The sequence below is a fragment of the Kitasatospora sp. NPDC057965 genome (assembly GCF_042887135.1).
GTDB lineage: Bacteria > Actinomycetota > Actinomycetes > Streptomycetales > Streptomycetaceae > Kitasatospora.
This window is the reverse complement of the sequence record NZ_JBHVPZ010000033.1, coordinates 66,060-90,033: the sequence shown is the minus strand read 5'-3', so window position 1 is coordinate 90,033 and position 23,974 is coordinate 66,060. Positions and strand designations below refer to the sequence as shown.

Below are 23,974 nucleotides of genomic sequence, written 5' to 3'. Positions count from 1 at the left end.
GTGGCCGAGGCGTCGGCGGGGCGGGGTGGTGAGGATGGCGGGGAGGTGGTGCAGCATGTGGTGCTCCTGTTGGGCGAGAGCCGGGTGAAGCAGGCGGGCAGTCCGGCGGAGATGCCGGTGGTGAGGGTCAGCCCGAAGATGAGGAGTTGGGGCGCGAGGGGCCCGTCGTGGATGGGCCAGCAGGCGGCCGTGGCGGCGAGGGCGGAGAGGGTGGCGACGCCGAGGACGGCGGCGAGCAGCTTCACGCCACGTCGGCGGTGCGCGGCCGGCTGGGGTGCTGGACGGTGACGAAGCGGGGCTCGGTGAGGGCCTGGAGGTGTTCGGGCTTGGTGGTCCACTCGCAGCCGCCGGCCTCGGGGCGGAGGTAGACCAGTCCGGCGAGGGTGTCCATGTAGACGGCTTCGACGGGCTTGCCGGAGAAGTCCCGGTGCCCGAGGTCTCGGACGACCTCGCCGATGTGGGGCTGGTAGGTGGGGGTCGAATTCTTTCGCGACATGACGGTCGCTCCCTTCCGTAGTCGGTTCACTACCCGGGGCGACTCACTGTGGCGTACAGTCGGAGTGGTCTTCAACGTGTCAGGCGTGCTCGAATAGTTAGGGCGCTGGTTCGTGAACAAGGTTGAGCTGGACCCGGATTCGTCTCCCGCAGCTGCGTTCGGTGCCTTTCTCCGCACGTCGCGCGAGTCCCGAGGGTGGACCCAGGACGAAGTGGCAGAGGCGACGGGCTATTCGGCAACGCATATCTCGGCAGTGGAAACCGGCCGCCGTCCTCCAACCACTCGTCTGGCTCTGAGACTTGACCTCGCGTTTGGAACGGATGGCGTGTTCAAGCGGCGGGCCGGCGACGTGAAGTACTCGGCGTTGCTGGAGGGATTTCCGGAGTACGTGACCCACGAGCGGCGTGCGGTCGAACTCAGGCTTTTCGATCTCGGCATCGTGCCGGGACTGCTCCAGACCAAGGAGTACGCGGCGGCCATCGCCACTGGGGCGGTTCGCCGGGGGAGTATCACACCGGAGCAGGCCGACGAGCGAGTGAAGGTCCTGGTCAGCCGCCAGGCCCAACTGCGCCGTGAGCCTGCACCGTTGGTCCACGTGGTCATGGACGAGAGCTGCATCCGCCGGCCGGTCGGCGGCCCGGCCGTGATGGCCGCACAGCTGGACCACCTGGTGGCGTTTGGCGAGCTGCCGAACACCGTGCTCCAGGTGGCCCCGTACGCCATAGGCGAGGACCGCTCGTTCGACCTGCCGGTGAACGTGCTGACGCTTCCCAACCGCGCTCTTATGTCCTACGCGGAGTCCGCCCAGCAGGGGCACCTGGAGCGGGACAGCGACGCGGTGCTGCCGGTGCTGACGTCCTACTATCAGCTACAGGCCCTCGCGCTCTCCCAGGCTGAGTCCGTGGCCTTGATCCGCCAGTTAAGGAAGGAACTCCCGTGACCGCCGATCCTCAGTGGTTCAAGTCCTCGTACAGCAGCAACGGCGGCAATTGCGTCGAGGTCGCACGGAACCTCCTCGCCGAGGGCGTCGTGCCCGTTCGCGACTCCAAGGACCCCCGGGGCGCCGTCCTGGTCTTTCCGCCCTCCGAGTTCGCCGCGTTCGTCACCGCCGTCCAGGCCGGCGAGTTCGGCACCATCTGAACCACCGCCCGATGGCCCTGACCGAACACATCGGTCAGGGCCATCGTCGCTGAATGACCGGTTCTGGGGATTCACTCGGCTTCTCGGCGGCCCTACCGTTGAGACCCTGACTGGCCGCCGTGCACCTCGGGGCGCTTGCCAGGTCGACAGCCTGTTCAGAAGGAGCTTGGACGCCATGCACGTTGACCTGTCCGGCGCCAAGTGGCGCAAGAGCTCACACAGTGATGGCGGGGGCGGGTGCATCGAGGTCGCCGACGGCTACACCGGCGTCATGCCCGTCCGCGACTCCAAGGACCCCCAGGGCCCGTCCCTCCTCTTCCCCGCCGATGCCTGGCGCTCCTTCGTCACCGCCGTCCAGGCCGGCGAGTTCGGCGCCATCTGAACCATCACCCGACGATGGGCCTCGACCGGCATCCGGTTTCCTGCCAAGTCCTTCTGTTCAACTGCTGAGCCTCGGATCCTCGACATGTGCGCTCGTATCGCCACTACCCGTGGCACCGACTTCCCGTCGTCTGTGTACGGGACTCGGCGGTAAGGTCGCGGGCATGTGGGAGGGAATAGACGCGGTTGACTGGGCGGCGCTGGCGCACAACTACGGGTCCGCCGAGGACGTGCCCGACCTCTTGCGTCGGTGTGCGGGGCCGGATCCGGACGATGCCGTCGACGCGGCGTTCGACGTACTCAACCTGCTCTTCCACCAGGGCGGTTGGATCTGCTCGGCGGCACCTGCCGCGCTTCCTTCGCTGTTGCGGCTGGCCGCGAGTCCGGTCGTCCCGCTCCCCAGTCGCCGCGTGGTGCTGGAGCTGGTGTCGAGGCTGGCGGCCGAGGCCGGTCGGGTGGAGGAGGGGTTCCTCGACCCCGGCTGGCGGCCGGCGTGGGAACAGGCCCTTCCGAAGGTGCTGGTCCTGCTCACTGATCCCGCCTCGGAGATCCGGCGGGACTCAGCTCACCTGCTCGGGGTCTGCGAGAGCCCTGGTGATCTCGTCCTGCCGGCACTTGTGCGGTGCTGGCAGGCGGAGGCCGATCCGGCGACCCGTCTCGACGTGGTCCTCGCGCTCGGCAAGGCGGTGGGACGGGAGCCGGCTGGACCGCGCGCCACTGAGGTCCTGAAGGTACTCCGCGGGCTGCTCGACGCCCCGGACGCGCAGACCCGCCTGGCGGCGGTGCACGCGCTCGCCCCGGCCGACCCGGATCTTGCCGTCCAACAGGTCGGCGTCCTGCTGGAAGCGGTCCGGGACCCGAGCGTCGAACTGTGGCGGCACACCAGCTCGGTCGAGGGCGACGTCCAGCGTGTCCACCGCTGGACGGCGGCGCTGTTCACCGGGCCGTCCCCCACCTTCACGCTCGGACTGCTGAGGGACCACCCCGACGTCGACCAGCGGGTCGGCGCACTGGCCCAGGCGGGCGGGTTGCTGGCGCAGTGGCGTTCGGTGAGCACCGGCCTCCTGCCCGGCCTCGCCGCGCGGCTGGACGATCCCGCCCCCGAGGTCCGGTTCCGGGCGGCCGAGCTGCTCGCCTGCCTCGGCCCGGCCGCCGTGGCCCACGCCGACAAGGTCGCCGTCCTGCTCGACGACACCGCCGCGCGGGACAGCCGTAATCGGGAGACTCCTGCCGAGGCCGCCTTGTGGGCGCTGGCCCGGATGAACGATCCGCGCTGCGTGCCGGGCCTGATCGAGCTGATGGCAGACACACGATCGGGCTTCGCCAAGGGCTCCGCTCACTATCCCGACACCGCCGGCCTGCACCATGTCGTCCTCCCCTCGATCCACGAGGTTCTGGGCCGCCTCGCCGACCATGCCGAGCTGCTCCTGCCGACGATCGGCACACAACTCGGTGCCGTCACAGATGATCACGCGCTCAACGGCCTCTGCCGGGTACTCGCGGGCTGGGGTCCCGCTGCGGAGGCAGTGGTTCCCCAGCTGCTCGGCCTCTTGGAGAACGACCGGACCTGGGCAGCGGCAGCAGACGCGCTGGCGGGAACAGGGGTGGCGGGGAGCCCTGCACAAGACCTGCTGCTGGCCCGATCGAACAGCGGCGAAGCGCGCGCGGCCTGGGCCTACTGGAAGGTCTGCGGCGATCCCGGACCGGCCCTGGAAGCGCTTGGGCGCGCTGACTCAGAAGGGGGCATCACGCGTCCCTCCCTGCGCATGATCGCTGACCTCGGCCCTCATGCCGCCCGCTACGCGGACCGGCTCCGGGCTCTGGCCGCCGACAACGACCGCTGGACCCGGGTCGAGGCGGCGTACGCGCTCTGGGCCGCGACCGGCGATGTCGAGATCAGTGTCCCGGCCATGACGAGTGCCGTTCAGGAGCTGCCCGACGGCACCCATCTCCCCGTCATGCTCCCCGCCGTTCGTCACCTGGCCCAGGTCGGCCACGCTGCCCTACCTGCCGCGCAGCTCCTCCGCGGTGTGCCGGCCCGTGATCTGCGGCTCCGAAGTAATGGCGGCTGGCGGGGTTTCACTCAGGACGAAGCCATCCGCGCCGCGCTCGAAGAGCTGCTTGCCGCTTGTGGCTGACCGGCCGTAACCACCATCTGAAGCTCAGCCCTGCCGCATAGCCGGGCCTGCCCAGTAGTCCACGAGATCGCGTCGGCCCGCTCTACACCAGGGCACTCCGCGCGCCGAGAGGAACGTCAGGAACGGGCGGATGTCGGTCCCGTCGTTTCGTCTCGTCTCCCTCTCCAGGCTGCGGAACTGGGCGGAACGGACGAACTCCAGGAGACCGGGGTCCACTGATCATCAGGGAAGTGCTGTCGAGGCCCATCCGTCATCCCTGTCGGGACTGGCAGCGTCCCTCATTCATCGACGGAGCATCAGAAGTGTTTGCTGCGAGAGGAGATAGCTTCCGGGTTAGTATGACGATGTGGTCACCGTCTGGTCGCCGTTCCGCGCACGACGCGTCCGCCCCCATGGGGTGGTGACGCGTCTGCTCTGCCTGGGGGCGCTGCTGGTGGCGGTGTTCGCGGCGCACGGGCTCAGCCCGGAGGGTGGGGCCGGCCACGCCACTCAGGTGCAGGCGGTCTCGGGGGTCCACCAGGGATCCGTGGAGCCGACGCACCACGAAGGACAACAAGGCCAGGGTGATGCCCACCACCCGGGCGCCGAGTGCCTCTCCGGGAAGCCGGAGGACGGGCCTTCCGCCGAAACAGTGACGCCGGTGCCGGTGGCACCGGTCACGACGGGCGACGAGCCGGCGCCGTCCCCTGCGGCACCGCCCACGGGCCGGCACGCGCCCGAACCTCCGCATCAGGTCGCGAATCTGAGGGTTTAGCCGACCCAGGCGCCGGCGTGCCCCAGTGCACCCCCGCGCCTCCGTCGGCATCCCAACCCCACCGCTACCGATCGCCGCTGCCCTCGCGCAGCCGCGCGGAGTCCCGCCATGCCCACTCGGCTCCTGGCCCTTCTCCTGAGCTTGCTCCCCCTGCTCGCCGTCGACTGCGGCCAGCAGCACACCGGCGCCCCCGCCGCCGTCCGATCGCACGGGACGTCCGCCGCGGAAGCGCAGACGGCCCCGCACTGCGACAGCCCGACGGCCGAGGCGGGGACGTCCCGGAACGCGCGCCCCACCGTGCCCGTCCCGACGCCCGCCCCCGCTCCCGCCGACGACGGTGGCTCCGCAGACCCGCCCGTGACCCGCCCGGAGGACCTGGCGGGTACCACCCCCACCCCCGGCCCGAGAGGCCCGCTGCTCGTCACCGGTCGGTGGCGGATATAGGAGCCCCGTGGTCTTCACGCGCTCCGCTTCCGCCAACCCATCGACAGGAAACGAGACATGACCTCGATCACCACCCCAGGCGACCGATCCGCCCTCACCGGCCTGGTGGGCAACACCCCGCTGCTGCACATCGGCGAGCCGCTCGCACCGTCGGGCCGCGGCTTCTGGGCCAAACTGGAGGGCTTCAACCCCGGCGGCATCAAGGACCGGCCCGGGTTGCACATGGTCGAACGTGCCATCACTCGGGGCGAGTTGCAGCCCGGCGGCCGGATCATCGAGTCCACCAGCGGCACCCTCGGCCTGGGCCTGACGCTCGCCGGAATGGTGTACCGGCACCCGGTGACCCTGGTCACCGACCCCGGGCTCGAACCCTCCATGACCAGGCTGCTCACCGCCTACGGCGCCGAGATCGACATGGTGGCCACCCCGCACCCGCGGGGCGGCTGGCAGCAGGCCCGGCGCGACCGGGTCACCGAACTCCTCGCCCAGCACCCCGGATCCTGGTGCCCGGACCAGTACAACAACCCCGACAACACCACCGCCTACACCCCGCTCGCGCTCGAACTCGCCGCCCAGCTACGGCACATCGACGTGCTGGTGTGCAGCGTCGGAACCGGCGGTCACTCCGCCGGGATCTCCCGCGTGCTGCGCGGGCTCTACCCCGGCCTGCGGGTGGTCGGCGTGGACACCATCGGCTCGACGATCTTCGGCCAGCCCGCCCGCCCCCGGTTGATGCGCGGCCTCGGCTCCAGCATCCTGCCGCGCAACGTCGCCTACGACAGCTTCGACGAGGTCCACTGGGTCGCCCCCGCCGAGGCCGTCTGGACCTGCCGCCGCCTCGCGGCCTCGTACTACGCCACCGGCGGCTGGAGCGTGGGCGCGGTCGCCCTGGTGGCCGGCTGGCTGGCCCGGACACACCCCGCCGGTACCCGCATTGCGGCGGTCTTCCCGGACGGGCCGCAGCGTTACCTCGGCACCGTGTACGACGACGAGTACTGCGCCGCCAACGACCTGCTCGACCGGCCCCCGGCCGACGAGCCGGACGAGATCGCCCACCCCGAGGACAAGGAGGTCACCCGCTGGACCAGGTGCGCCACGGTCGTCGACCCGCTGGCCGTCGGGGAGCCCGAGTGACCGGCGTGCTCGTCCAGTTCAGGGGGTACGAGCGCAGTGTCCGGCTGTTGATGGTGAACCAGTTCACCATCAACCTCGGCTTCTACATGCTGATGCCCTACCTGGCCGCGCACCTGTCCGGGACGCTCGGCATGGCCGGCTGGACGGTCGGACTCGTGCTCGGCATACGGAACTTCACCCAGCAGGGCATGTTCCTGGTCGGCGGCACCCTCGCCGACCGGCTCGGCTACAAGCCGCTGATCGTCGCCGGCTGCCTGCTGCGCACGGTGGGCTTCGCCGCGCTCGGAGTGTCCGCCTCGCTGCCCGCGCTGATCGCGGCGTCGGCGGCGACCGGACTGGCCGGGGCGCTGTTCAACCCGGCGGTGCGCGCCTACCTGGCGCGGGACGCCGGTGAGCGACGGGTGACGGCCTTCGCGCTGTTCAACGTGTTCTACCAGGCGGGCATCCTGCTCGGCCCGCTGGTCGGCATGGCGCTCACGGCGGTGGACTTCCGGACCACCTGCCTGGTCGCCGCCGGGGTGTTCGCGGTGCTGAGCGTGGTGCAGATCCGCTCACTGCCCGCCCGGCGCGGTGCCGAGCCGGCCGGCGGGCCGGAGAGGGCGGGGGTGCTCGCGCAGTGGCGGGGGGTGCTGGCCAACCGGCCGTTCCTGCTCTTTGCCGGCGCGATGACCGGTGCGTACGTGCTCTCGTTCCAGGTGTACCTCGCGCTGCCGCTGGAGGTCCGGCGGCTGGGCGGGGACGGCGGCGGCGGGACGGCGGCCACGGCGCTGCTGTTCGTGGTCTCCGGGCTGGGCACGGTCCTGCTGCAGACCCGGGTCACCGCCTGGTGCCGGCGCCGGATCGCTCCGGGCGCGGCGCCGGCCCTGGGGCTCGTCGCCATGGGGGCGGCGTTCGTCCCGCTGCTCGTGACCTCGGGGCTCCCCGCACCCGGGTCGGGCGCCGGGCGGTGGGCGCTGGCCGTCGGACCGCCGGCCCTGGCGGCGCTGCTGCTGGCGCTGGGAACGATGGTCGCGTACCCGTTCGAGATGGACACGGTGGTCAGACTCTCCGGGGACCGCCTGGTCGCCACCCACTACGGGCTCTACAACACCGTCTGCGGCATCGGCATCACGCTCGGGAACCTGCTGACCGGTGCGGCCCTCGACGCCGCCCGCTCGGCGGGCCTGGCCGTCCTGCCCTGGCTCGCGCTCACCGTCCTCGGCCTGCTCTGCGCGGCGGCCCTGCACGCCCTCCACCGCACCGGCCGGCTCAACGGGCCCGCGGTGGTTCCCGGGTAGCCGCAAGGGCGCCGCCGGTCGACGGGCCGGCGGCGCCCCCGTCGCGTGCCTTCTCCCCACGGCTCCGTCGCCCTCGCCACCGCCGCTCAGGCCCGCAAGGGCGGGCCCCGCCCCGCCGTGGTCGACATGGCGCGCAAGACCGACGAGGCCCTCACCGTCACCGGTCGACGGGCAGCACCGTCCAGGCCGGCTCCAGGGGCAGCAGATGGCCGGTCAGCGCCTGAAGGTCGTCCGTGACCGCCGCGCGCTCGCGCAGGGCGGGCAACTGCTCGGCGGCGTACCGCTCGTGGGCGGCGGCGCCGGACCACAGGGTGGTGACCAGGTAGCGCTGCGGGTCCAGCCGGGTGACCACACCGCCGAGCATGCCCCCGGCCGCCGCCATGCCGGGCGCCCACACCTCGCGCTGCACGTCCATGAAGTGCCCCGCCCGGCCGGGGCGGATCCGGCAGTCGGCGACCCGCAGCAGGGCGGCGGTCTCCAGCGCGTCGCGTGGATCGACCGCGTCACCGGCCATCTGCAGGACGACCTCACCCGCGCCCACCACGATCGCGGTGTACGTCCCGCCCTGCCCGCTCGCCGCGACCACCGCGTCGTGCCGCTCCCGCATGAACCGCCCGTACGCCTCCTCGTCGGCCCACAGGCCCAGGACCCGCGCGCACCCGCCGTCCCAGCCGCCCACCTGCCCGACCAGCCCGGGCTGGTCCCCGATCGCCGCCCAGGCCCGCTGAGCATCGGAGAACCGCCCCCGCCCGCCCTCCGGCACCTCGCAACCGATCCACTTGCCCCACATGCGCATCTGTCCTTCCCACAGACGACGGAGTAGGAAGTCGGACCGGCCGACTTCCTACTCCGTAACGAAGAACGTGCCTCACGGGGCTCCGGCGCGCCAACGGGCCAGTGCGGTGGTGCCGCGCGCGAGCGGGGACGGCGGCGGGGGCGGCGGGGTCGGGGCCGTCATCGGGTGGCCAGGGCGTGCTGGATCTCCGGCAGGGAGCGGTTCTTGGTCTCGGGGACGCGGCGGGCGACGAACAGGACGGCGGTGAGCGAGACGGCGGCGAAGAACCAGAAGACCCAGCGCTCGCCGACCGCGTCGGCCGTGGGGAGGAAGGCCTGGCCGACGACGAAGTTGGCGGCCCAGTTGACCAGGGCGCAGAGGCCGGTGCCCCGGGCGCGGGACTCGGGCGGGAAGATCTCGGCGGCGAGGATCCAGAAGACCGGCCCGAGGCCGATGGCGAAGGCGCCGACGTAGGAGGTCATGGCGATCAGGGCGACGGCGTTGCCGACCGGGCCAGGGTGGGTGGGGCCGAGGACGATGCCGAGGGCGGTGAGGGAGAGGGCCATGCCGGCCAGGGAGCAGAGCAGCAGGGGGCGGCGGCCGACGCGGTCGATCAGGGGGATGGCGGCGACGGTGAGCAGGACGTTCACCGTGCCGATCGCGACGGAGTAGCCGATCGAGCTGGTGGCGGGCAGCCCGGCGCGGGCCATGATGCTGGGGGCGTAGTAGATGATCGAGTTGATGCCGCCGAACTGCTGGACGGCCGCCAGCGTGACGCCGATGAGCAGGGCCGCGCGGGCACCGGGGGTGGCCAGCAGGGCACGCGGCCGGTCGGCGCGCGACCGGGCGGGGGAGGGCCGGCCGTCGAGCCAGGTCGGGGTCTCCGGGATGAACAGGGTGCCGATCAGCATCGCTACCGAGGGGATCAGCCCGACGGCGAACATGGCGCGCCAGTCGCCGCCGCCCGCGAAGGCCAGGTTGACCAGGTAGGACACCAGGATGCCCACCGTCAGCAGGATCTGGTTCACCGTGATCATCCGGCCCCGCAGCCGCGGTGGGGCGATCTCGGCGAGGTAGAGCGGGACGATCGTCGACGCGCTGCCGACCGCCAGGCCGAGCACGGCCCGGGCGGCCAGCAGCGTCCAGAAGTCCGGGGCCACGGCGGCCAGCGCCAGGCCGACGGTGAAGGTGGCCGAGATGCCGATCAGCGCCTTGCGGCGGCCGAAGCGGTCGGCCGGGCGGGCGCCGGCCAGGGCGCCGACGGCGGCGCCCAGCAGCAGGGCCGAGATCACCGCGCCCTCCTGGAAGGAGTTCAGCGCCAGCTGCTCCTTGAGGAAGAGCAGGGCGCCGGAGATGACGCCGGTGTCGAAGCCGAACAGCAGCCCGCCGAGCGCCACCACGCCGGTGGCGAGGGCCATCCGCTGCACCGGGGGAGAGGGGAGGGCGTCCGACGGGGAGGCGGTGAGGTCCAGGTGGAGCTGCGGTGCCATGAGCGGGCTCCCGGAGGGGTGTGGTCAGCAGTGGTCAGTGGCGGTCGGTGGCAGACAACAGTGGTCAGTGGCGGTCAGTGCCGGTCAGTGGTGGGCGTGGGCGGCGTCGAGGGAGCGCAGGACGGTCTCGTGGTTGATGTCGAACCAGCGCAGGTAGGAGACCAGCCGGTCGGTGAACGCGTGCGCGTCCTGCTCCTCGCGCGTACTGCGCCGGCTGCGGATCTCGGAGGTGCCGTCGAGGGTCTCCAGGGTGGGGGCGCACAGTTCGACGCACGCGCCGGGGGTGGCGAGCGCGTCCAGGTAGCGGGCGGTCTGGTGGCCGGGCACGCCGTGGTAGAGCTGGGTCCACACCAGGTGCTGCGGGCGGGCGCCGGCCGCGGCGAGGGCGCGCCAGCGGGTGGAGGCGTCGGTGCAGTGCGCGTCGGCGTGCACGTCGCGGGCGAGCCGGGTGGTCGCGGTGCCGGCCATGCCGCGGAGGGCCTTGGCCTCATGGCTGCCGGCCCGGTCGAGCAGCGCGTCGATCTCGACGTCGATGCCGCCGACGCCGAAGGCCGCGACCGAGGTGATGCCGGCCAGGTCGAGGCCGCGCCAGCGGGCGAGTTCGAGCCCGTCGAGGTGGGCTCGGACGGCCTGCCGGTAGCGGGCGACGGAGTGCAGCGGGCCGAGCCGGACGCCGATGCCCTCGCCGAGCAGGGTGGTGAGGGCGGCGAGGCCCGGATCGGAGGCGGGCAGGGCGGGCAGCAGGTTGGGGCGGTGGACGGCGGCGGAGAGCCGGCGGGCGGCGTGCACCTGGTCGCAGGCCTTGCGGCTGCGGGCGGCGACCGGCACGGACACCAGGCCGTCGCGGCCGTCACCGCGCTCGTGGAGCGGGGACAACAGGTCGCAGAGCCAACGGAGTTCGTCGTCCGGGGCGGGCCCGGTGAGGGCGACGGAGGTGATCCGCCCGCTCTCGACGAGCTCCCAGATCCGGTCGCGGCCGGCCGGGCCGGACGGGGTGTGCTGGTACCAGACGGCGAGGCCGGCGGCCGGGCGCGAGGTGCGTACCGACGGGCGGTCGAGGGTGCCGATCATGCTCGGACGGTCCTTTCACGGTCGAGTGCGAGATCGAGGGGAAGGGAGTGCGGAGCAGAGGTGGGCGTGGTGTCCGGGGCCGGTCGCAGTCGGGCACCGGCCGCCACCGCGAGCAGCGCGGCCAGGCAGATCGCGGCGCCGAGCGGCACCACCGTGCCGACGCCGTGCGCGGTGACCGTCCAGCCGCCGAGCGCGGCGCCGGCGGCGATTCCGGCGTTGGCCGCCGAGACGCCCAGGGTGGCGGCGAAGTCGCCGCCCGGTCCTGCGAGTTCGACGATCCGGGACTGCAGCGCCGGGACCAGCCCGAAGCCGGCCAGTCCCCAGCAGGCGACCAGTACGGCCGCCGCCGCGCCGGAGCGCCCGCACAGGTGCAGTGCCAGCAGGGCGACGGTCAGCCCGGCGCAGCCGGCGGTGAGCGTGGCGGCGGCCCGGCGGTCGGCGCACCGGCCGCCGACGAAGGTGCCGACGGCGGCGGCGGTGCCGAAGGCGAGCAGGTAGCCGCCGACGAACCGGCCGCCGACGCCGGTGACGTCCTCCAGGTAGCCGGCCAGGTAGGTGTACGCGGTGAACTGGCCGGTGAACAGCACCACGGCGGTGCCGAGTACGGCGAGCACCGGCCGGGAGAGCGCGCCGCGCAGCTGCCCGGCCAGGCTGGACGCGCCCATCGCGGCGGTCGGCGGTACGGTGCGCCGGACGGCGAGCAGGGCGAGCGCGCCGAGGACGGCGACGGCGGTGAGCGCGGCCCGCCAGCCGAGCCACTGCCCGACCAGCGTGCCGAGCGGGACGCCGAGCACGGTGGCGACCGAGATGCCGCCGAAGACCAGCGAGATCGCCCGCCCCTGCCGGCCGGGGCCGGCCAGGGAGACGGCCACGCTGGTGGCGGCGCCGACGATCACCCCGTGGGCGAGCCCGGCCACGCAGCGGGCGGCCAGCAGGACGCCGATGCCGCCGGCCGCCGCCGCCCCGGCGCTCGCCGCCACGTAGGCGGCGAGCGCGCCGAGCAGCAGGGTGCGGCGCGGCAGCCGGAGGGTGAGCGCGGTGAGCGCCGGTCCGCCGAGGGAGATGCCCAGGGCGTAGCCGGTGACGAGCAGCCCGGCCGTGCCCAGTCCCGCTCCCAGACCGTCCGCGATCGGGCCGAGAATGCCGACCACGACGAATTCCGAGGTGCCGACGACAAAGGCGACGAGGGCGAGCGAGAGGAATGCGAGACGGTTCGAGGATTCGTTGGCGAATTGACTCTTCGGGCTTTTCTCCGGGCGGTTCGGCGGCATTGTCGTCAGCTCTCCGGCCAGTGCTCGGTGGGAAGGTAGAGGCGGGTTTCGGTGGTGTCCTCGTACGGCATTCCCTCGGGCATGTTGATGAGCTCCATGCTCATGCCCCAGGGGGTGGTGAAGTAGACCCAGCGGTCGCCCTTGATCGGTCCGTCCTCGATGGTCTCGGGGTCACCGAGGATGGTGACGCCGGGGACCCCGCTCAGGTAGTCGGCGGCCTTGTCGACGTCGTCCACGTAGATCGCGAAGTGGTGCCCGCCGACGTCGCTGTTGCGCGGCTGCTCGCGGTCCTGGACGGGGGCGGTGTACTCGAAGAGCTCCAGGTTGGCGTTGGGGCCGAGGCGGAGCATCGCGATGTTCGCCGAGGCCCGCGGGTCCACGTTGAGCTTGCGCGCCATCCAGTCGGTCTCCGGGTCCTCGACCGGGCCGAGCCGGTAGGCGAGCTCGGCGCCGATGACGTCGACGAAGAAGTCGACCGCCTGCTGGAGGTCCGGCACGGTGTAGGCGATGTGGTGCACCGCCCGGGCGCCCGGAATCTTGGCCATGGGAATCCTCTTTCGTCCGTTCCCGGTCCGGCGCGGTTCCGCCGGCTGTTCCGAGAATGGGCCGCCGGCCCGGTGGGGGGCAACAGTCGGCGGAGGACTTTGTCAAGGTGCCAAACCGGGGGGCTGGGGATTCCCGGCCCGCGGCTCTTCGTGTTCTGCTTTCGGTCCGATCGCGGATTTCCCTTCAGGTCAACAATTCGAGCGGAGTTGGTTCACATGACGATCGCGTCGCCGGTCGCGTCCGAGGTGCACGTCGCGGGGTACACCGCCCCGGGGTTCGAGCGGGTCCGCGAGGAGTTCGAGCGCAACCTCCTGGAGCGGGACGACCTGGGCGCGGCGTTCTCCGTGCACCGCGGCCGGGAGGTCCTGGTGGACCTCTGGGGCGGGACGGCCGACCACCTGACCGGCGCCCGCTGGGAGCGGGACACCCTCCAGACGATCTTCTCCGGGAGCAAGGGCGTCACCGTGACCGCCCTGCTCAAGCTGGTCGACCGGGGCGGGATCGAGCTGGACCGCCCGGTCTCCCACTACTGGCCGGAGTTCGCGGCCGAGGGCAAGGGCGCGGTGACCGTCCGCGAGGTGGTCACCTTCACCGGCCGGCTGCCCGGCACCTGGACCCAGGTCACCCAGGACGACGCCAACGACCCGCTGCTGATGGCCGGCCTGATCGCCGCCCAGCCGCTGGAGAGCGACCCGCGCGCCGACGGGATCCTGTACGGGCCGCTGTCGGCCGGCTGGATCGTCGGGGAGCTGATCCGCCGGGTGGACGGCCGCCCGCTGGACCGGTTCTTCCGCGAGGAGATCGCCGTCCCGCTGGACCTCGACATCCATTACGGCACCGGCCCGGCCGACTGGTCCCGGCTCGCCCGGACCACCTACGGCCGGAACTTCCTGCCCCAGTTCACCGGGTTCTTCCAGAGCGACGACCCGCTGACCCAGCGGATCTGGCAGAACCCCCAGCCGTTCCCGGACGACGAGGGCGTCTGGGGCCGGCCGGAGCGCCGTTCCGCGCTGATCCCGGCGATCAACGTGAGCGGCACCGCCCGGGCCTTCTCGACCTTCTACGGGATCCTCGCCGAGGACGCCCGCCGGCCGCTGGACGACCGGCCGCTGATGCTCTCCCGCCGGCTGCTGGACGAGGCCCGCGGGGTGTACGCCCGCAAGACCGACCAGCTGATCGACGTGGTGATGGCGTACGGCGGGGGCGGCTACCGGCTGCGGACCGCCGAGCGGCCCGGTCCGGACGGCGAGACCTTCGGCCACGACGGCGGGGGCGGCTCGGCGAACCAGGCCTGGCCCCGGGTCGGCCTCGGCGTCTCGTACGTCATGAACCGGCTGATCGCGCTCGGTCCGGACGACAAGCGGGCCGGCTCGCTGCTCAAGGCACTGGCCGCCGATGTCACGGACCTGGGCCTGATGGAGCGGTGAGGCCGGGGAGCCCCGGGAGCCCCGGTGGCGTCGGTGGCGTCGGTGGTCCGGCAGGGGAAAGGGCCCCCACGGGGGTAGGGGGCCCTTTCCGGTACCTGAGCCGGTGGCCGGCCCGCCCGGCGGAGCACGCCGCCGGGCGGGGAGCCGGTCATTCGCCCGCCGCGGCCTCGGCCTCGGCGGCCTTGGCGGCCTCGGCGGCGGCGATGCCGTCGAGGCGGGCGTACTGCTCACCGGTCAGCTCGACGGCCAGCGCGCCCAGGTTCTCCACCAGGTGCTTCTCGGACGTGGTGCCCGGGATCGGCAGGATGTTGGGCGAGCGGTGCAGCAGCCAGGCGAGCGCGGTCTGCGCCGGGGTGGCGCCGACCTCGCGGGCGACCTCGGTGACCGGGCTCTCCTCGCCCGCGTGGCCGCCGATGGCGATCGGGAAGAACGGCATGAACGCGATGCCGCGCTCGGCGGTGAAGTCGACCACCTCGTCGTGCTGGCGGGTGGCCAGGTTGTACCAGTTCTGCACGGTGGCGATCGGGGCGATCTCCAGCGCCTGCTTGAGCTCGTCGACGGTGACCTCGGAGAGGCCGATGTGCCGGACCTTGCCCTCGTCCTGCAGCTGCTTGAGCGCGCCGATCTGGTCGGCCAGCGGCACCTCGGGGTCGATCCGGTGCAGCTGCAGCAGGTCGATCCGCTCGACCCGCAGCCGGCGCAGGCTCAGCTCGGCCTGCTGGCGGATGTAGGCGGGGTGGCCGACCGGGACCCACTCGGACGGGCTCGGGCGGGTCATGCCGACCTTGGTGGCGACCACGACGTCCTGGGCGTACGGGTGCAGCGCCTCCGCGATCAGCTCCTCGCTGCCGCCGAGGGCGTAGGAGTCGGCGGTGTCGATGAGCTGGACGCCGTTCTCGACGGCGGCGCGCAGCACGCCCAGCGCGGCGGCGCGGGGGGTGGGCGCGTGCCAGACGACGGCCTCGGTGGGCTTGATGTCCGGGGTGTCGGCGAGGCGCATGGTGCCGTAGCCGATCCGGCGGACCGTCAAGTCACCTCCGAGGGCGAAGGTCTGACGGTCGATCTGGGCGTTGATCTCGGTGTTGGTCATGCCGGTCACGGTACAATCTCCCATTCGTGTGAGATTCAAGGGGATGTGAGGGGTGTCACATGCGGATCGGTGAGCTGGCGGCGCGGACCGGGGTCAGCGTCCGCCTGTTGCGGTACTACGAGGAGCAGGGCCTGCTGGAGGCCCGTCGGCCCGAGGGCGGGCACCGCCGGTACGACGAGGACGCGCCGGCCGTGGTGCACCACATCCGGGCCCTGCTGGGGGCGGGGCTCTCCACCAGCGCCATCCGGGACGTGCTGCCCTGTGTGGGCGGCGACGGCACGGTGGCCCCCTGCATGCTGGAGGTGCTGGAGCAGCGGCTCGACCTGCTCGACCAGCAGCTGCTGTCGCTCGGGGCGAGCCGGGCCGCGTTGGCGGGGATCGTCGCGGCGGCCCGGCGGGAGGCCGAAGTGGTCGAGCTGAACGCGCTGGTGTCGGCCTGAGGCGGCCGGCCTAGCGCGCCGCTCCGGTGCCCGCGACCGGGGCCGGGGTCGAGGCCGGTCCCGATCCCGGTGCCGGGGCGGCCGAGGCCGAACCCGTCCCGGGGGCCGGACCGGTCCCGGCCGGCCGGGACGTGGCCGCGGCCTTGGTGGACCGACCCCATCGACGCATCACCGGCACCTCGACCAGGCGGTACAGCGCCCAGCCGAAGCCGATGCTCAGCGCCAGGGTGATCCCCATGACTCCCAGGGCACCGGGGGTGCTCCAGGTGTTCGCGCCGGCCGATCCGGTCGCCGCGAGGCCGAGCGGTCCGTACTGGATCACCAGGAAGTGGACCATGTAGAAGGCGAAGGAGACCTCGCCGAGCCAGACCATGGTCCGGCCGGCGAACGGCGTCCCCACCCCCGCGGCGTCCCTGGCGGCCACCGCGGCGATCAGCAGCCCGACCGGCAGCGCGGTCGGCGCGGCCATGCCCCAGGCGTCCGGCAGTGTGATCATCAGCGCGTACCCGGCGACGGTGAGCAGCGCCGCCACCGGCCAGCCGATGGCCACCCAGCGTCCGGTCCGGACGATCCGTGCCAGCAGGATGCCGAGCACGAACTCCGGCAGCCGGGCGGCCGGGAGGAAGTAGACGAACCAGTACCGCCAGAAGGAGAGCGGCTGCCAGGGGGAATTGGGGCTGCCCGGCAGCAGCTGGGCGATCAGCGGCAGCGCGAACAGCGCCGCCGTCATGACGCCCACCCAGAGCCAGAGCCGCTCCGGCCGGATCCGCCGCACCAGCGGCAGGATCACCGGGAAGCTCAGGTAGAACAGCACCTCGCAGGCCAGCGACCAACTCGGGCCGTTGGTACCGCCGATGACCTCCAGCGAGGGGATCCAGCTCTGCAGCAGGAACAGCGAGGGCACCGTCCCGGCGGCGGTCAGCTCGGCGCCGGCCCGGGCCATCAGCAGCAGTCCGACCAGCCAGGTGACGGCGTGGTTGGGGTACAGCTTGAACAGCCGCCGACGGTAGAAGGCCGAGGGCCGGTCGCCCTCCTTCGCGGACCAGGTGAGCACGAAGCCGCTGAGCACGAAGAAGAATCCGACGCCCAGGAAGCCCGCCCGGCTGAGGTAGTCCGACATGAAGTCGTTCAGCGCGGGGGTGTCGAAGGGCTTGGCCACCGACACGTGGGTCAGGAAGACCAGCAGCGCGGCGATCCACCGCATGCCGGTCAGCGACGGCAGCCGGGAGAGGTCGCGCCCGGAGCCGGCCGGGGCGCCGCCGGTCGCGGCGCTCATCGGACGCTCCCGGGCAGCCGGATCGACTGGCGGTGCCGGAAGAAGTCCTTCGGGTCGTAGGTCTGCTTGACCCGCTGGAGCTTCGGGTAGTTGTCCTTGTAGTACAGCGTGGTCCACGGGACGTTCGAGGTGTTCTGCTGCGGGTCGCTGAGGTCACGGTCCGCGTAGTTGACGTAGCACCCGTCGGTGACCCGGTTGGAGACCGGGACGCCGCCGGTGTCGGCGTACACCTCGCGGTAGAACTCCTGCAGCCAGGCCGTGTTGGGGGCGTCGTCGGCGGGCGAGGTCCAGTAGGTCTGGTACAGCAGCTTGAAGATCGCGTCGCGCTGGGGGAGCGCGGTGGCGTCGGAGGCGACGCTGTTGATCCTCCCGCCGAAGGAGACGACGGCCAGGCCGCCCTTCGGGTTGGTGTAGTCGGTGCGGGTCAGGTGCTTCCAGATCGCCGCGATCTGGTTCTCCGGGAATCCCTTCTTCATGTACGCCGACTTGTGGCCGGCCCGCAGCTGGGGGTTGGTCTGCGAGCCGTCCATGGTGCCGATGTACTTGACCGCCTTGAGCCACGGCAGCCGGACCACGTCACCGGTGTGCGGCACGCCGAGGGCGTCGCTCAGCCCCTGGACGAAGTCCTTGGCGCGCTGCTCGGCCCGCGGCACGTCGCCGTTGACCTGGAGCAGCAGCACCAGGCTGCCGGAGACCTTGTGGTTCAGGAACAGCCAGCTGGTGAGGCCGGTGTAGTCCGAGTCCGGGCCGCTGTTCTGCTCGAACCAGGTGCCGTAGGCGCGGACCATGTTGGCGAAGCCGGTGCGGGTGATGTTCTCCCAGGACCAGCTCGGGATGGCGATCAGCACCTCGGCCGGCGGCTTGGGCAGCTGGTCGGACGGGTTGCTGCCGGTGGCGTCCGGCGAGCGGAACCAGTACCGGGTGACCACGCCGAAGTTGCCGCCGCCACCGCCGGTGTGGGCCCACCAGAGGTCGCGGTGCGGGTCGTTGGCCTCGCGGGTGGCGACGATCGCCCGGGCCCGGCCGTCGGCGCCGAGGGTGACCACCTCGATCGCGTACAGGTGGTCGACCACCAGGCCGTGCTTGCGGGACAGGTTGCCGTAGCCGCCGCCGGTGACGTGCCCGCCGACGCCGACCGCGTAGCAGACGCCGCCGGGGATCGTGACGCCCCAGCCCTCGTACAGGGTCTGGTAGACCTTGAGCAGGGTGGCGCCCGCCTCGACCTCGAAGGCCCGGCGGCCCGGGTCGTAGCCGACCGCGTCCATGAGGTTCATGTCGACGACGACCTCGACCTCGGCGTTGTAGACGAAGTCCTCGTAGCAGTGGCCACCGCCGCGGATGGTGAGCCGCTGCTTCCTGTCGGCGGCGTCCTGGACGGCCTGCACCACCTGGGCGGTGGTGCGCGGCAGCCGGACGCCCTTCGGCCGGGCCTCCCAGCGCGGGTTGAAGCCGGATATCAGGTCGACGTAGCGCGGCTGGTCGGGGGTGACGGTGATCAGGTCACCGTTGCGGATCGTTCTGGAGGCCGAGCCGTTGGTGTCCTCCGCGGCCGCCCGGGCGGCGGGCACGAGGAGCCCGCCGGCCGTGGCGGTGCCGACGGTCGCCCCGGCACCGGCCACGAACGTGCGGCGACTGAGATTGCGCATGGAACTCTTCCCACTTCCTGGTTCTGGGGTTCGGATGCCGGGTGGTCAGTCGAGCTGGGGAACGCGGGCCGGGAGGGCGGTGCTCAGCGCGCGCGGCAGGACGCGGGTGCTGAGCAGGCGCAGGCCCTCGGGGCCGGCCGTCACGGTGACCTCGGAGTCGTGCCGCGCGAGCAGCAGCGATCCTTCGGCGAGGGGCAGTTCGTCGGGGCCGCGGGTGGCGGTGCCGGTGCCGGAGAGGATGAACAGGGCCTCCTCGACCCCGTCCCGGACCTCGTGGACCAGGCGCTCGCCGGGCGGCAGCCGCCAGAGGTCGAAGGTCTCCGTCTCGCTGTGCAGCATGCCCCGGCGGGCCAGGCAGGACCAGGTCCGCCGGTCGGGGCCGGCGGCCGCCGGGTCGCAGTCCACCGGCCGGAGCGCGCGGCTGACGATCATCGGGCGGCCCGCCCGGCCGCGTTCTGCCCGGCCGTGTTCTGTCCGGCGGCTGCGCCCCGCGCCGGCACCGCGAGTTCGGCGTGGAAGAACTCCAGGCCGTCCGCACCGGCCGTGATCACCGCGTCCGCGCCGAACGGCAGGGTGATCGCGGTGCCGGCCGTGAGCTCCACCTCGGTGTCGCCGGCCACGGCCGTGCCGGAGCCGGTGAGCACGAAGACGGTGTGCTCGGCGGTGTGCGCGCCGAACGCGGCCTCGGCGCCGCCGACGAGCTCCCGGATCTCCACCAGGCGCAGCGGACCGGTGAAGACGCCGGCCGGGTCGACCGCCTTCTCCTCCCGCAGATCGTGCAGCCGCATCGTCTCGTTCTTCCTCTCGATCAACTCGGCGGTCGGGGCGTCGGGGGCCAGCCCGTGCAGCACCTCGGAGGTGGCCGGGGCCGGCATCTCGATGACCAGCCACTCCAGGTGCCCCTCGGGGGCGCTGCCGAAGCCGGGGTCGGTGACGCCCGCGGGGGCGCCGGTGTTGCGCAGGCCGTGCACGGTGCCGATCCCGGTCAGCAGCAGGGAGCCGGGCCGGGCCGGCCGCACCTCGCCGTTCACCAGGAACTCGCCGTGGCCGCGGAGGATGAAGTAGATCTCCTCGGTGCGGGTGTGGCGGTGCTCGCCGCTCAGGCCGCCGGGCGGGATCCGGGCGACCTCGATCGCCTCGACCTCGGCCTCCAGGTGCTGCCGGCTGGCGAGCGCCTTCCAGTAGGTGAGGCCGGGGGCGCCGTGCACACCGTGGATCTCGGAGGCGTCCCGGGTGTCCGCGACCAGCAGGCCGGCGGTCGGTGCGGCGTCAGACACGACTGAGCTCCCGGGCGTTGAGCACCCGCAGGTCCTCGACGGCGACGGCGAGCTCGTCGCGGGTCACGTCGTTGACGAAGACCGCGTCGCCGATGCCGGCCGGCAGCGGCAGGCGCTGCTGTCCGTCGCGGTGGCGGACGGTGTCCTGGAGCGCGGCGTCGAGCAGATCGGCGTCCAGCAGCTCGTTCCAGCTGGGCAGTTCGAGCGCGCGCATCACGGCGAGGATCCGGTCGCGCTGCTCCAGGTCGACGAGGCCGCGGCGCCAGCCGATCAGGGTGGTGAGCGCCATGTCGACGGTGACCGCCTCGCCGTGCAGCAGGGCGGGCAGGGCGCGCATCTCCAGGGTGGGGGAGAAGGTGTGGCCGTAGTCGACGATCCGCTCCAGCTCCGCCTCCCACAGGTTCGGCTGGAGCTCCTCCAGCATGCCGTGGATGGCGCGGCGCAGGACCTCGCCGGCCGGGTCGCCGCCGAGCGCGTCGTCCTGGAACTTCCGCTCGATCAGCGCCGGGCCGTGCTGCTCCAGCAGCTCGAACAGCCGGGCGTCCTTGATCAGGGCCATCTTGAGGATCTCGCCCATGCCGTTGGCGATGTGCCGGCGGTCGACGGTGGCGAGGAAGGAGCGGTCGAGCAGGGTGAGCACCGGGGCGAAGTAGGTGCCCAGGCGGTTCTTGTGGCCGTTGAAGTTGACGCCGGTCTTCACCCCGACACCCGCGTCGACCAGGCCGATCAGCGTGGTGGGCACGCGCACCACCGGGGTGCCGCGGCGGTAGAGGTTGGCCACCAGGCAGACGATGTCCATCAGGACGCCGCCGCCGATCACGATGATCGGCTCGCGCCGGCGGTCGAGGCCGAAGGAGTCCAGCGCGACCACGATGTCGGAGGCGGTCTCGAACTCCTTGAGCGTCTCGTCGGCGCGGACCACCTGGAGGAAGTAGTCGACGCCGTGGTGCTCGAAGTAGCGGCGGATCCGCTCGCCGTGCAGGCGGTCGACCTCGGCGTCGATGACCACGAAGCGGCGGTTGCCGCCCTCGGCTCCGGCGGTCTGCTCGATCAGGGCGGTACTGGCCGGGTCGAAGACGCCGTTGCAGACGCGCACCTCGTACTCGACTGGCTTGACCGCGCGCACCCGCCAGGAGTCCGAGGACCGGCTGTAGGTGAGACCGCTCGGGTAATTCTCGAAGACAAGCATGTCCTTTTCCCTTGTGAAGGCATGGGGTGAATTAACGGTGCGGTGGTGGCGGTGCAGGGGGGAGTGATCGGACGGGGCGGTGATCAGACGGGGTGGCGTCCGAGCGCCACCGCGGCATAGGCCGCCGAGGCGAGCGTCATGTGCCGGTGCCAGCCCTCGAAGGAACGCCCTTCGAAATCGCGCAGGCCGACCCGTTCACCGATGACGGTGCGGTCCTCCTCGACGCCGCCGGCCAGCCGGAAGAGCCGGGGGAATTCGGCGGCCCGGTCCGGTCCGGAATCGGTCAGCCAGAATCCGGAGAACGCGGTGGGGCGCGTCCCGGACTCCGCGTAGAGGAGCAGTTCGGCCGGGGTGCCCGGCAGGGCGACCCGGACCACGTGCGCCTCGACCCCGGGCGGGCCCGAGGTGCCGGCCAGCCGGCGGGCGCCGGCGGAGGCGAACAGCTGGTAGGCGGGCAGGGCCCGGCCGCGGTCACGGGTGGGGGCCGTGACCGGTGTGAGCCGGGTGGTCGGGTCGACCCGGACGGCGACCCGCAGACCGAGCTCCCGGCCGGCCGCGAACAGCCCGCCCGGTTCGGCCGGGCAGCCGTCCCAGATCAGGGTGGCCGCGGCGGTGGCCGGCAGTCGGTCAGCAAGCGGTCCGAGCAGCGCGGCCTGCCGGTCCAGGGAGTCCCCGGTGGCACAGCTCGCGCCCGCTCCGGGCGGTGTGCGCGGCTCCGGCGGGACGGCCCGGTGGGGCGGGTCCGTCAGCTGGAGCTGCCAGTCGACCGGTGCGTTGAGCCGCGGGGCCAGGTACCAGAGGCCGACGGCCTGCTGGGCCCCGGCCAGCTGGCCCAGCTCGGGGACGAACCGGCGTCCGACGCCGACCGAGCGGGTGCCGGACTTCGGGATGAACATCGGCCGGACCAGCCAGGCGCGGGGGGTGCACGCCTCGACCAGCCGGGCGGCCAGGGCCTCCCGGACCGGTGCCCAGGCCCAGGGGGAGTTGCGGATGAAGTGGTGCAGCCGCTGGACCGCCCCCGGGTCGCCGAGCGTCCGGGCGATGTTGCTGATGGATTTCCGGCCGGGCGTGGCGAGCAGGCCGCGCAGGTATTCCTCGGCCTTGATCCGGTAGTCGGCCCGGTCGAACGAGGCGAAGAGCTGCTCGCCGAGAATTCCCGGGAACGCGTGGACCAGGGGGTCCGCGACGGCTGCCGTGCTCATGGTGCTCACCTCCTCTCCGGGTTGCGCCGGGCTTTCCGGTGGTTCGCGCGGGGGTGCTTTCGGTGGTGCTTTCTGTGGTACTTGCGACGGAGCTTGCGGCGGTGCTTTCGGTGAATTCACCGGCGGGTGTTTCGGCGGGCTTTCCGGTGAATTTGCCGACACTGGAATCATCCGCCGCGGCGGGTATTTCGGTCAATGTGATTCGGACGTCTTCGGCAAGTCGCCCGAGCCATTGTCAGGCGGAATTGCGGAGGCTTTCCCGGATGATTTCCGGGGTGCGTCCGGGCAGGTCGCGGCCGAGCGAGTACGCGGCCGAGACCAGCGTCATGTGGTGGTGCCAGCCGGTGAACGAGCGGCCGGAGAAGTCCAGCAGGCCGAAGTCCGAACCGAGCCGGTCCACGGTGGTCCGGGTGGCCGCGCCGGCGTCCAGCAGCGCGAGCACGCCGGGCGCGTCCTCGGCCAGGTTGGTGAGCCAGTACCGCCGCGGCTGTCCGGCACCGCCGCCGTGCGCCCAGAGCCGGTGCACGGGCGAGCCCTGCGGACCGGACGCGCCGAGCGGGCCGGGCAGCAGGACGGGAGTGCCGCGCAGCACCGGCTGCGGGGCCCCCGGCGTCCGCGGCCGGCGGCGCGGGAACAGCGCCTCGGCCGTCACGGTGCCCTGCTGGGGCCGCCCGGGCCGGCCCGTGGTGGCCTGCAGCACGGGCCGGACGGCCTGGCCGCCGCGGACCTCCAGCAGGTACGGGACGCCGCGCCGGGCCAGTGCGCCGGCCAGTCGCAGCGGCTCGTCCGCCACGCCGAGGTCGGCGACCAGTGGCGCGATCGGGAGGAGGCCGGTGAGCCGGTCGACCATCCCGAGCAGCAGCTCGCCGGCCGAGAACGGGGCGAGGCCGTCGGGGATCCGGGCGCGGGTGCGGCGCTGCGGGTCGTCCGTCCAGCTCGGGTCGAGCAGCAGCGACCAGTCCACCGGGACGGCGTCCCGGTCGGTGGCGATGAACAGTCCGGGCGCGGCCTGGCACTTGACGGTGCGCCCGGCGTCCGGGACGAACCGGCGGTGGACGCCCACCGCCTGGTCGCCGCGCTTGGGGATGACCGCCAGGGTGGCCGTCCAGGCGCGGACCGGGCGGTCGTCGGCGGCCAGCCGGGCCAGCACCCGGCGGGCCGGGCGCCAGTCCCAGGGACTGCCGTTGATGAACTGCTGGAGAGAGAGCGAGGCGGTGGTCGCCGTCGGTCCGGTCGCCAGGCTCGCCGCCATGTTCGACAGGGACTTGCGGCCGGGAGCCGCGAGCAGTCCGTGCAGGTAGGAGCGGGCCCAGCGGCGCTGGTCTATCCGCGTCAGGTGGGCGAAGACCTGCTCGGCGAACCGGGATACCGCGGCTTCGCCGGCCGGTGACAGGGGTTGCGCGTCCATGTGAGCTCCCCGGGATCGGTGTGGTGCCGTGAGATGCCTTGAGATGCCGTCCCCAAAAGAATAGCGAACGATCTCTTTGTTTTTGAGTCCCGTGCGGGCCCG

General features: G+C 72.6%; 25 protein-coding genes. 10 read left to right on the top strand and 15 right to left on the bottom strand.

Annotated elements, in window-relative coordinates:
- Both ACFVVU_RS32590 and ACFVVU_RS32585 read right to left on the bottom strand, forming a co-directional pair.
- On the bottom strand, positions 1-245 hold a 245-nt coding region (locus tag ACFVVU_RS32590), incomplete at its 3' end, for a hypothetical protein (protein ID WP_387793746.1).
- Positions 242-496 carry a hypothetical protein gene (locus tag ACFVVU_RS32585; RefSeq protein ID WP_387793745.1) on the bottom strand — a complete coding sequence of 85 codons (255 nt, stop codon included), beginning with the start codon at positions 494-496 and terminating at the stop codon, positions 242-244. The genes ACFVVU_RS32585 and ACFVVU_RS32590, both read right to left, overlap by 4 nt.
- 112 nt (positions 497-608) lie before the next feature.
- On the opposite strand from ACFVVU_RS32585, the gene ACFVVU_RS32580 reads away from it, so the two are divergent.
- The 8 genes from ACFVVU_RS32580 (at position 609) to ACFVVU_RS32545 (ending at position 7,764) form a co-directional block, all read left to right on the top strand.
- Positions 609-1,436, top strand: coding sequence for a helix-turn-helix domain-containing protein (locus ACFVVU_RS32580; RefSeq protein WP_387793744.1), 828 nt, complete (start codon positions 609-611; stop codon positions 1,434-1,436).
- On the top strand, positions 1,433-1,636 hold the full coding sequence (locus tag ACFVVU_RS32575) for a DUF397 domain-containing protein (RefSeq protein ID WP_387793743.1): 204 nt from the start codon (positions 1,433-1,435) through the stop codon (positions 1,634-1,636). The genes ACFVVU_RS32580 and ACFVVU_RS32575 overlap by 4 nt, the downstream gene beginning before the upstream one ends.
- A 175-nt stretch (positions 1,637-1,811) precedes the next feature.
- The gene (locus ACFVVU_RS32570; protein ID WP_387793742.1) at positions 1,812-2,018 is read left to right on the top strand and encodes a DUF397 domain-containing protein; all 207 of its coding nucleotides are present in this window, start codon (positions 1,812-1,814) and stop codon (positions 2,016-2,018) included.
- Between the two features lie 163 nt (positions 2,019-2,181).
- On the top strand, positions 2,182-4,155 hold the full coding sequence (locus ACFVVU_RS32565) for a HEAT repeat domain-containing protein (protein WP_387793741.1): 1,974 nt from the start codon (positions 2,182-2,184) through the stop codon (positions 4,153-4,155).
- 346 nt (positions 4,156-4,501) lie between these two features.
- Positions 4,502-4,909, top strand: coding sequence for a DUF6153 family protein (locus ACFVVU_RS32560; protein WP_387793740.1), 408 nt, complete (start codon positions 4,502-4,504; stop codon positions 4,907-4,909).
- A 108-nt stretch (positions 4,910-5,017) separates the two neighbouring features.
- Positions 5,018-5,353, top strand: a complete 336-nt coding sequence (locus ACFVVU_RS32555; RefSeq protein ID WP_387793739.1) for a hypothetical protein — start codon at positions 5,018-5,020, stop codon at positions 5,351-5,353.
- 57 nt (positions 5,354-5,410) lie between these two features.
- Positions 5,411-6,487, top strand: a complete 1,077-nt coding sequence (locus tag ACFVVU_RS32550) for a PLP-dependent cysteine synthase family protein (protein WP_387793738.1) — start codon at positions 5,411-5,413, stop codon at positions 6,485-6,487.
- Complete coding sequence (locus ACFVVU_RS32545) at positions 6,484-7,764, top strand: MFS transporter (RefSeq protein ID WP_387793737.1); 1,281 nt, start codon at positions 6,484-6,486, stop codon at positions 7,762-7,764. Before ACFVVU_RS32550 ends, ACFVVU_RS32545 begins: the two co-directional genes overlap by 4 nt.
- Before the next feature lie 157 nt (positions 7,765-7,921).
- Here the strand turns inward: ACFVVU_RS32545 and ACFVVU_RS32540 are convergent, their stop codons facing one another.
- From ACFVVU_RS32540 to ACFVVU_RS32520, 5 genes are all read right to left on the bottom strand, one after another.
- Positions 7,922-8,554, bottom strand: coding sequence for a DUF4937 domain-containing protein (locus ACFVVU_RS32540; protein WP_387793736.1), 633 nt, complete (start codon positions 8,552-8,554; stop codon positions 7,922-7,924).
- Positions 8,555-8,718: 164 nt separating this feature from the next.
- Positions 8,719-10,029 (bottom strand): MFS transporter, encoded by a 1,311-nt coding sequence (locus ACFVVU_RS32535; protein ID WP_387793735.1) that lies wholly within the window; start codon positions 10,027-10,029, stop codon positions 8,719-8,721.
- 84 nt (positions 10,030-10,113) lie between these two features.
- Positions 10,114-11,100, bottom strand: coding sequence for a transaldolase family protein (locus ACFVVU_RS32530; protein ID WP_380679525.1), 987 nt, complete (start codon positions 11,098-11,100; stop codon positions 10,114-10,116).
- Positions 11,097-12,371, bottom strand: coding sequence for an MFS transporter (locus tag ACFVVU_RS32525; RefSeq protein WP_380714691.1), 1,275 nt, complete (start codon positions 12,369-12,371; stop codon positions 11,097-11,099). Before ACFVVU_RS32525 ends, ACFVVU_RS32530 begins: the two co-directional genes overlap by 4 nt.
- A gap of 5 nt (positions 12,372-12,376) precedes the next feature.
- Entirely contained in the window at positions 12,377-12,916 is a 540-nt protein-coding gene (locus ACFVVU_RS32520; protein WP_380690024.1) for a VOC family protein, read from the bottom strand.
- 216 nt (positions 12,917-13,132) lie between these two features.
- Between ACFVVU_RS32520 and ACFVVU_RS32515 the strand changes: the two genes are divergently transcribed.
- On the top strand, positions 13,133-14,344 hold the full coding sequence (locus tag ACFVVU_RS32515; RefSeq protein WP_387793734.1) for a serine hydrolase domain-containing protein: 1,212 nt from the start codon (positions 13,133-13,135) through the stop codon (positions 14,342-14,344).
- 148 nt (positions 14,345-14,492) lie between these two features.
- On the opposite strand, the gene ACFVVU_RS32510 is transcribed toward ACFVVU_RS32515, so the two are convergent.
- A complete protein-coding gene (locus ACFVVU_RS32510) occupies positions 14,493-15,434 on the bottom strand; it encodes an aldo/keto reductase (RefSeq protein WP_380684296.1) in 942 nt (313 codons plus the stop codon).
- A gap of 59 nt (positions 15,435-15,493) precedes the next feature.
- Between ACFVVU_RS32510 and ACFVVU_RS32505 the strand changes: the two genes are divergently transcribed.
- Positions 15,494-15,874 (top strand): MerR family transcriptional regulator, encoded by a 381-nt coding sequence (locus ACFVVU_RS32505; RefSeq protein ID WP_380684297.1) that lies wholly within the window; start codon positions 15,494-15,496, stop codon positions 15,872-15,874.
- 10 nt (positions 15,875-15,884) lie between these two features.
- Here ACFVVU_RS32505 and ACFVVU_RS32500 read toward each other — a convergent pair whose 3' ends face one another.
- From ACFVVU_RS32500 to ACFVVU_RS32470, 7 genes are all read right to left on the bottom strand, one after another.
- Positions 15,885-17,150: an acyltransferase family protein gene (locus tag ACFVVU_RS32500; RefSeq protein WP_387793733.1), complete on the bottom strand. Its 1,266-nt coding sequence runs from the start codon at positions 17,148-17,150 to the stop codon at positions 15,885-15,887.
- A complete protein-coding gene (locus tag ACFVVU_RS32495) occupies positions 17,147-18,796 on the bottom strand; it encodes an FAD-binding protein (RefSeq protein WP_387793732.1) in 1,650 nt (549 codons plus the stop codon). The genes ACFVVU_RS32500 and ACFVVU_RS32495 overlap by 4 nt, the downstream gene beginning before the upstream one ends.
- 45 nt (positions 18,797-18,841) lie before the next feature.
- Positions 18,842-19,228 carry a cupin domain-containing protein gene (locus tag ACFVVU_RS32490; protein WP_380684300.1) on the bottom strand — a complete coding sequence of 129 codons (387 nt, stop codon included), beginning with the start codon at positions 19,226-19,228 and terminating at the stop codon, positions 18,842-18,844.
- On the bottom strand, positions 19,225-20,073 hold the full coding sequence (locus ACFVVU_RS32485; RefSeq protein ID WP_387793731.1) for a cupin domain-containing protein: 849 nt from the start codon (positions 20,071-20,073) through the stop codon (positions 19,225-19,227). The genes ACFVVU_RS32490 and ACFVVU_RS32485 overlap by 4 nt, the downstream gene beginning before the upstream one ends.
- Complete coding sequence (locus ACFVVU_RS32480; RefSeq protein WP_355360406.1) at positions 20,066-21,262, bottom strand: sedoheptulose 7-phosphate cyclase; 1,197 nt, start codon at positions 21,260-21,262, stop codon at positions 20,066-20,068. The genes ACFVVU_RS32485 and ACFVVU_RS32480 overlap by 8 nt, the downstream gene beginning before the upstream one ends.
- An 83-nt stretch (positions 21,263-21,345) precedes the next feature.
- Positions 21,346-22,464 (bottom strand): transposase, encoded by a 1,119-nt coding sequence (locus ACFVVU_RS32475; RefSeq protein ID WP_380684302.1) that lies wholly within the window; start codon positions 22,462-22,464, stop codon positions 21,346-21,348.
- Positions 22,465-22,699: 235 nt separating this feature from the next.
- Positions 22,700-23,872, bottom strand: a complete 1,173-nt coding sequence (locus ACFVVU_RS32470) for an IS701 family transposase (RefSeq protein ID WP_387793730.1) — start codon at positions 23,870-23,872, stop codon at positions 22,700-22,702.
- Between the last annotated feature and the right edge of the window lie 102 nt (positions 23,873-23,974).

Coding starts and splice junctions, on each gene's coding strand:
- ACFVVU_RS32530 (WP_380679525.1), bottom strand. CDS start 11,100: ATGATCGGCACCCTCGACCGCCCGTCGGTACGCACCTCGCGCCCGGCC.
- ACFVVU_RS32540 (WP_387793736.1), bottom strand. CDS start 8,554: ATGTGGGGCAAGTGGATCGGTTGCGAGGTGCCGGAGGGCGGGCGGGGG.
- ACFVVU_RS32570 (WP_387793742.1), top strand. CDS start 1,812: ATGCACGTTGACCTGTCCGGCGCCAAGTGGCGCAAGAGCTCACACAGT.
- ACFVVU_RS32550 (WP_387793738.1), top strand. CDS start 5,411: ATGACCTCGATCACCACCCCAGGCGACCGATCCGCCCTCACCGGCCTG.
- ACFVVU_RS32515 (WP_387793734.1), top strand. CDS start 13,133: ATGACGATCGCGTCGCCGGTCGCGTCCGAGGTGCACGTCGCGGGGTAC.
- ACFVVU_RS32470 (WP_387793730.1), bottom strand. CDS start 23,872: ATGGACGCGCAACCCCTGTCACCGGCCGGCGAAGCCGCGGTATCCCGG.
- ACFVVU_RS32480 (WP_355360406.1), bottom strand. CDS start 21,262: ATGCTTGTCTTCGAGAATTACCCGAGCGGTCTCACCTACAGCCGGTCC.
- ACFVVU_RS32475 (WP_380684302.1), bottom strand. CDS start 22,464: ATGAGCACGGCAGCCGTCGCGGACCCCCTGGTCCACGCGTTCCCGGGA.
- ACFVVU_RS32500 (WP_387793733.1), bottom strand. CDS start 17,150: ATGAGCGCCGCGACCGGCGGCGCCCCGGCCGGCTCCGGGCGCGACCTC.
- ACFVVU_RS32490 (WP_380684300.1), bottom strand. CDS start 19,228: ATGATCGTCAGCCGCGCGCTCCGGCCGGTGGACTGCGACCCGGCGGCC.
- ACFVVU_RS32505 (WP_380684297.1), top strand. CDS start 15,494: ATGCGGATCGGTGAGCTGGCGGCGCGGACCGGGGTCAGCGTCCGCCTG.
- ACFVVU_RS32520 (WP_380690024.1), bottom strand. CDS start 12,916: ATGGCCAAGATTCCGGGCGCCCGGGCGGTGCACCACATCGCCTACACC.
- ACFVVU_RS32495 (WP_387793732.1), bottom strand. CDS start 18,796: ATGCGCAATCTCAGTCGCCGCACGTTCGTGGCCGGTGCCGGGGCGACC.
- ACFVVU_RS32555 (WP_387793739.1), top strand. CDS start 5,018: ATGCCCACTCGGCTCCTGGCCCTTCTCCTGAGCTTGCTCCCCCTGCTC.
- ACFVVU_RS32510 (WP_380684296.1), bottom strand. CDS start 15,434: ATGACCAACACCGAGATCAACGCCCAGATCGACCGTCAGACCTTCGCC.
- ACFVVU_RS32535 (WP_387793735.1), bottom strand. CDS start 10,029: ATGGCACCGCAGCTCCACCTGGACCTCACCGCCTCCCCGTCGGACGCC.
- ACFVVU_RS32585 (WP_387793745.1), bottom strand. CDS start 496: ATGTCGCGAAAGAATTCGACCCCCACCTACCAGCCCCACATCGGCGAG.
- ACFVVU_RS32525 (WP_380714691.1), bottom strand. CDS start 12,371: ATGCCGCCGAACCGCCCGGAGAAAAGCCCGAAGAGTCAATTCGCCAAC.
- ACFVVU_RS32565 (WP_387793741.1), top strand. CDS start 2,182: ATGTGGGAGGGAATAGACGCGGTTGACTGGGCGGCGCTGGCGCACAAC.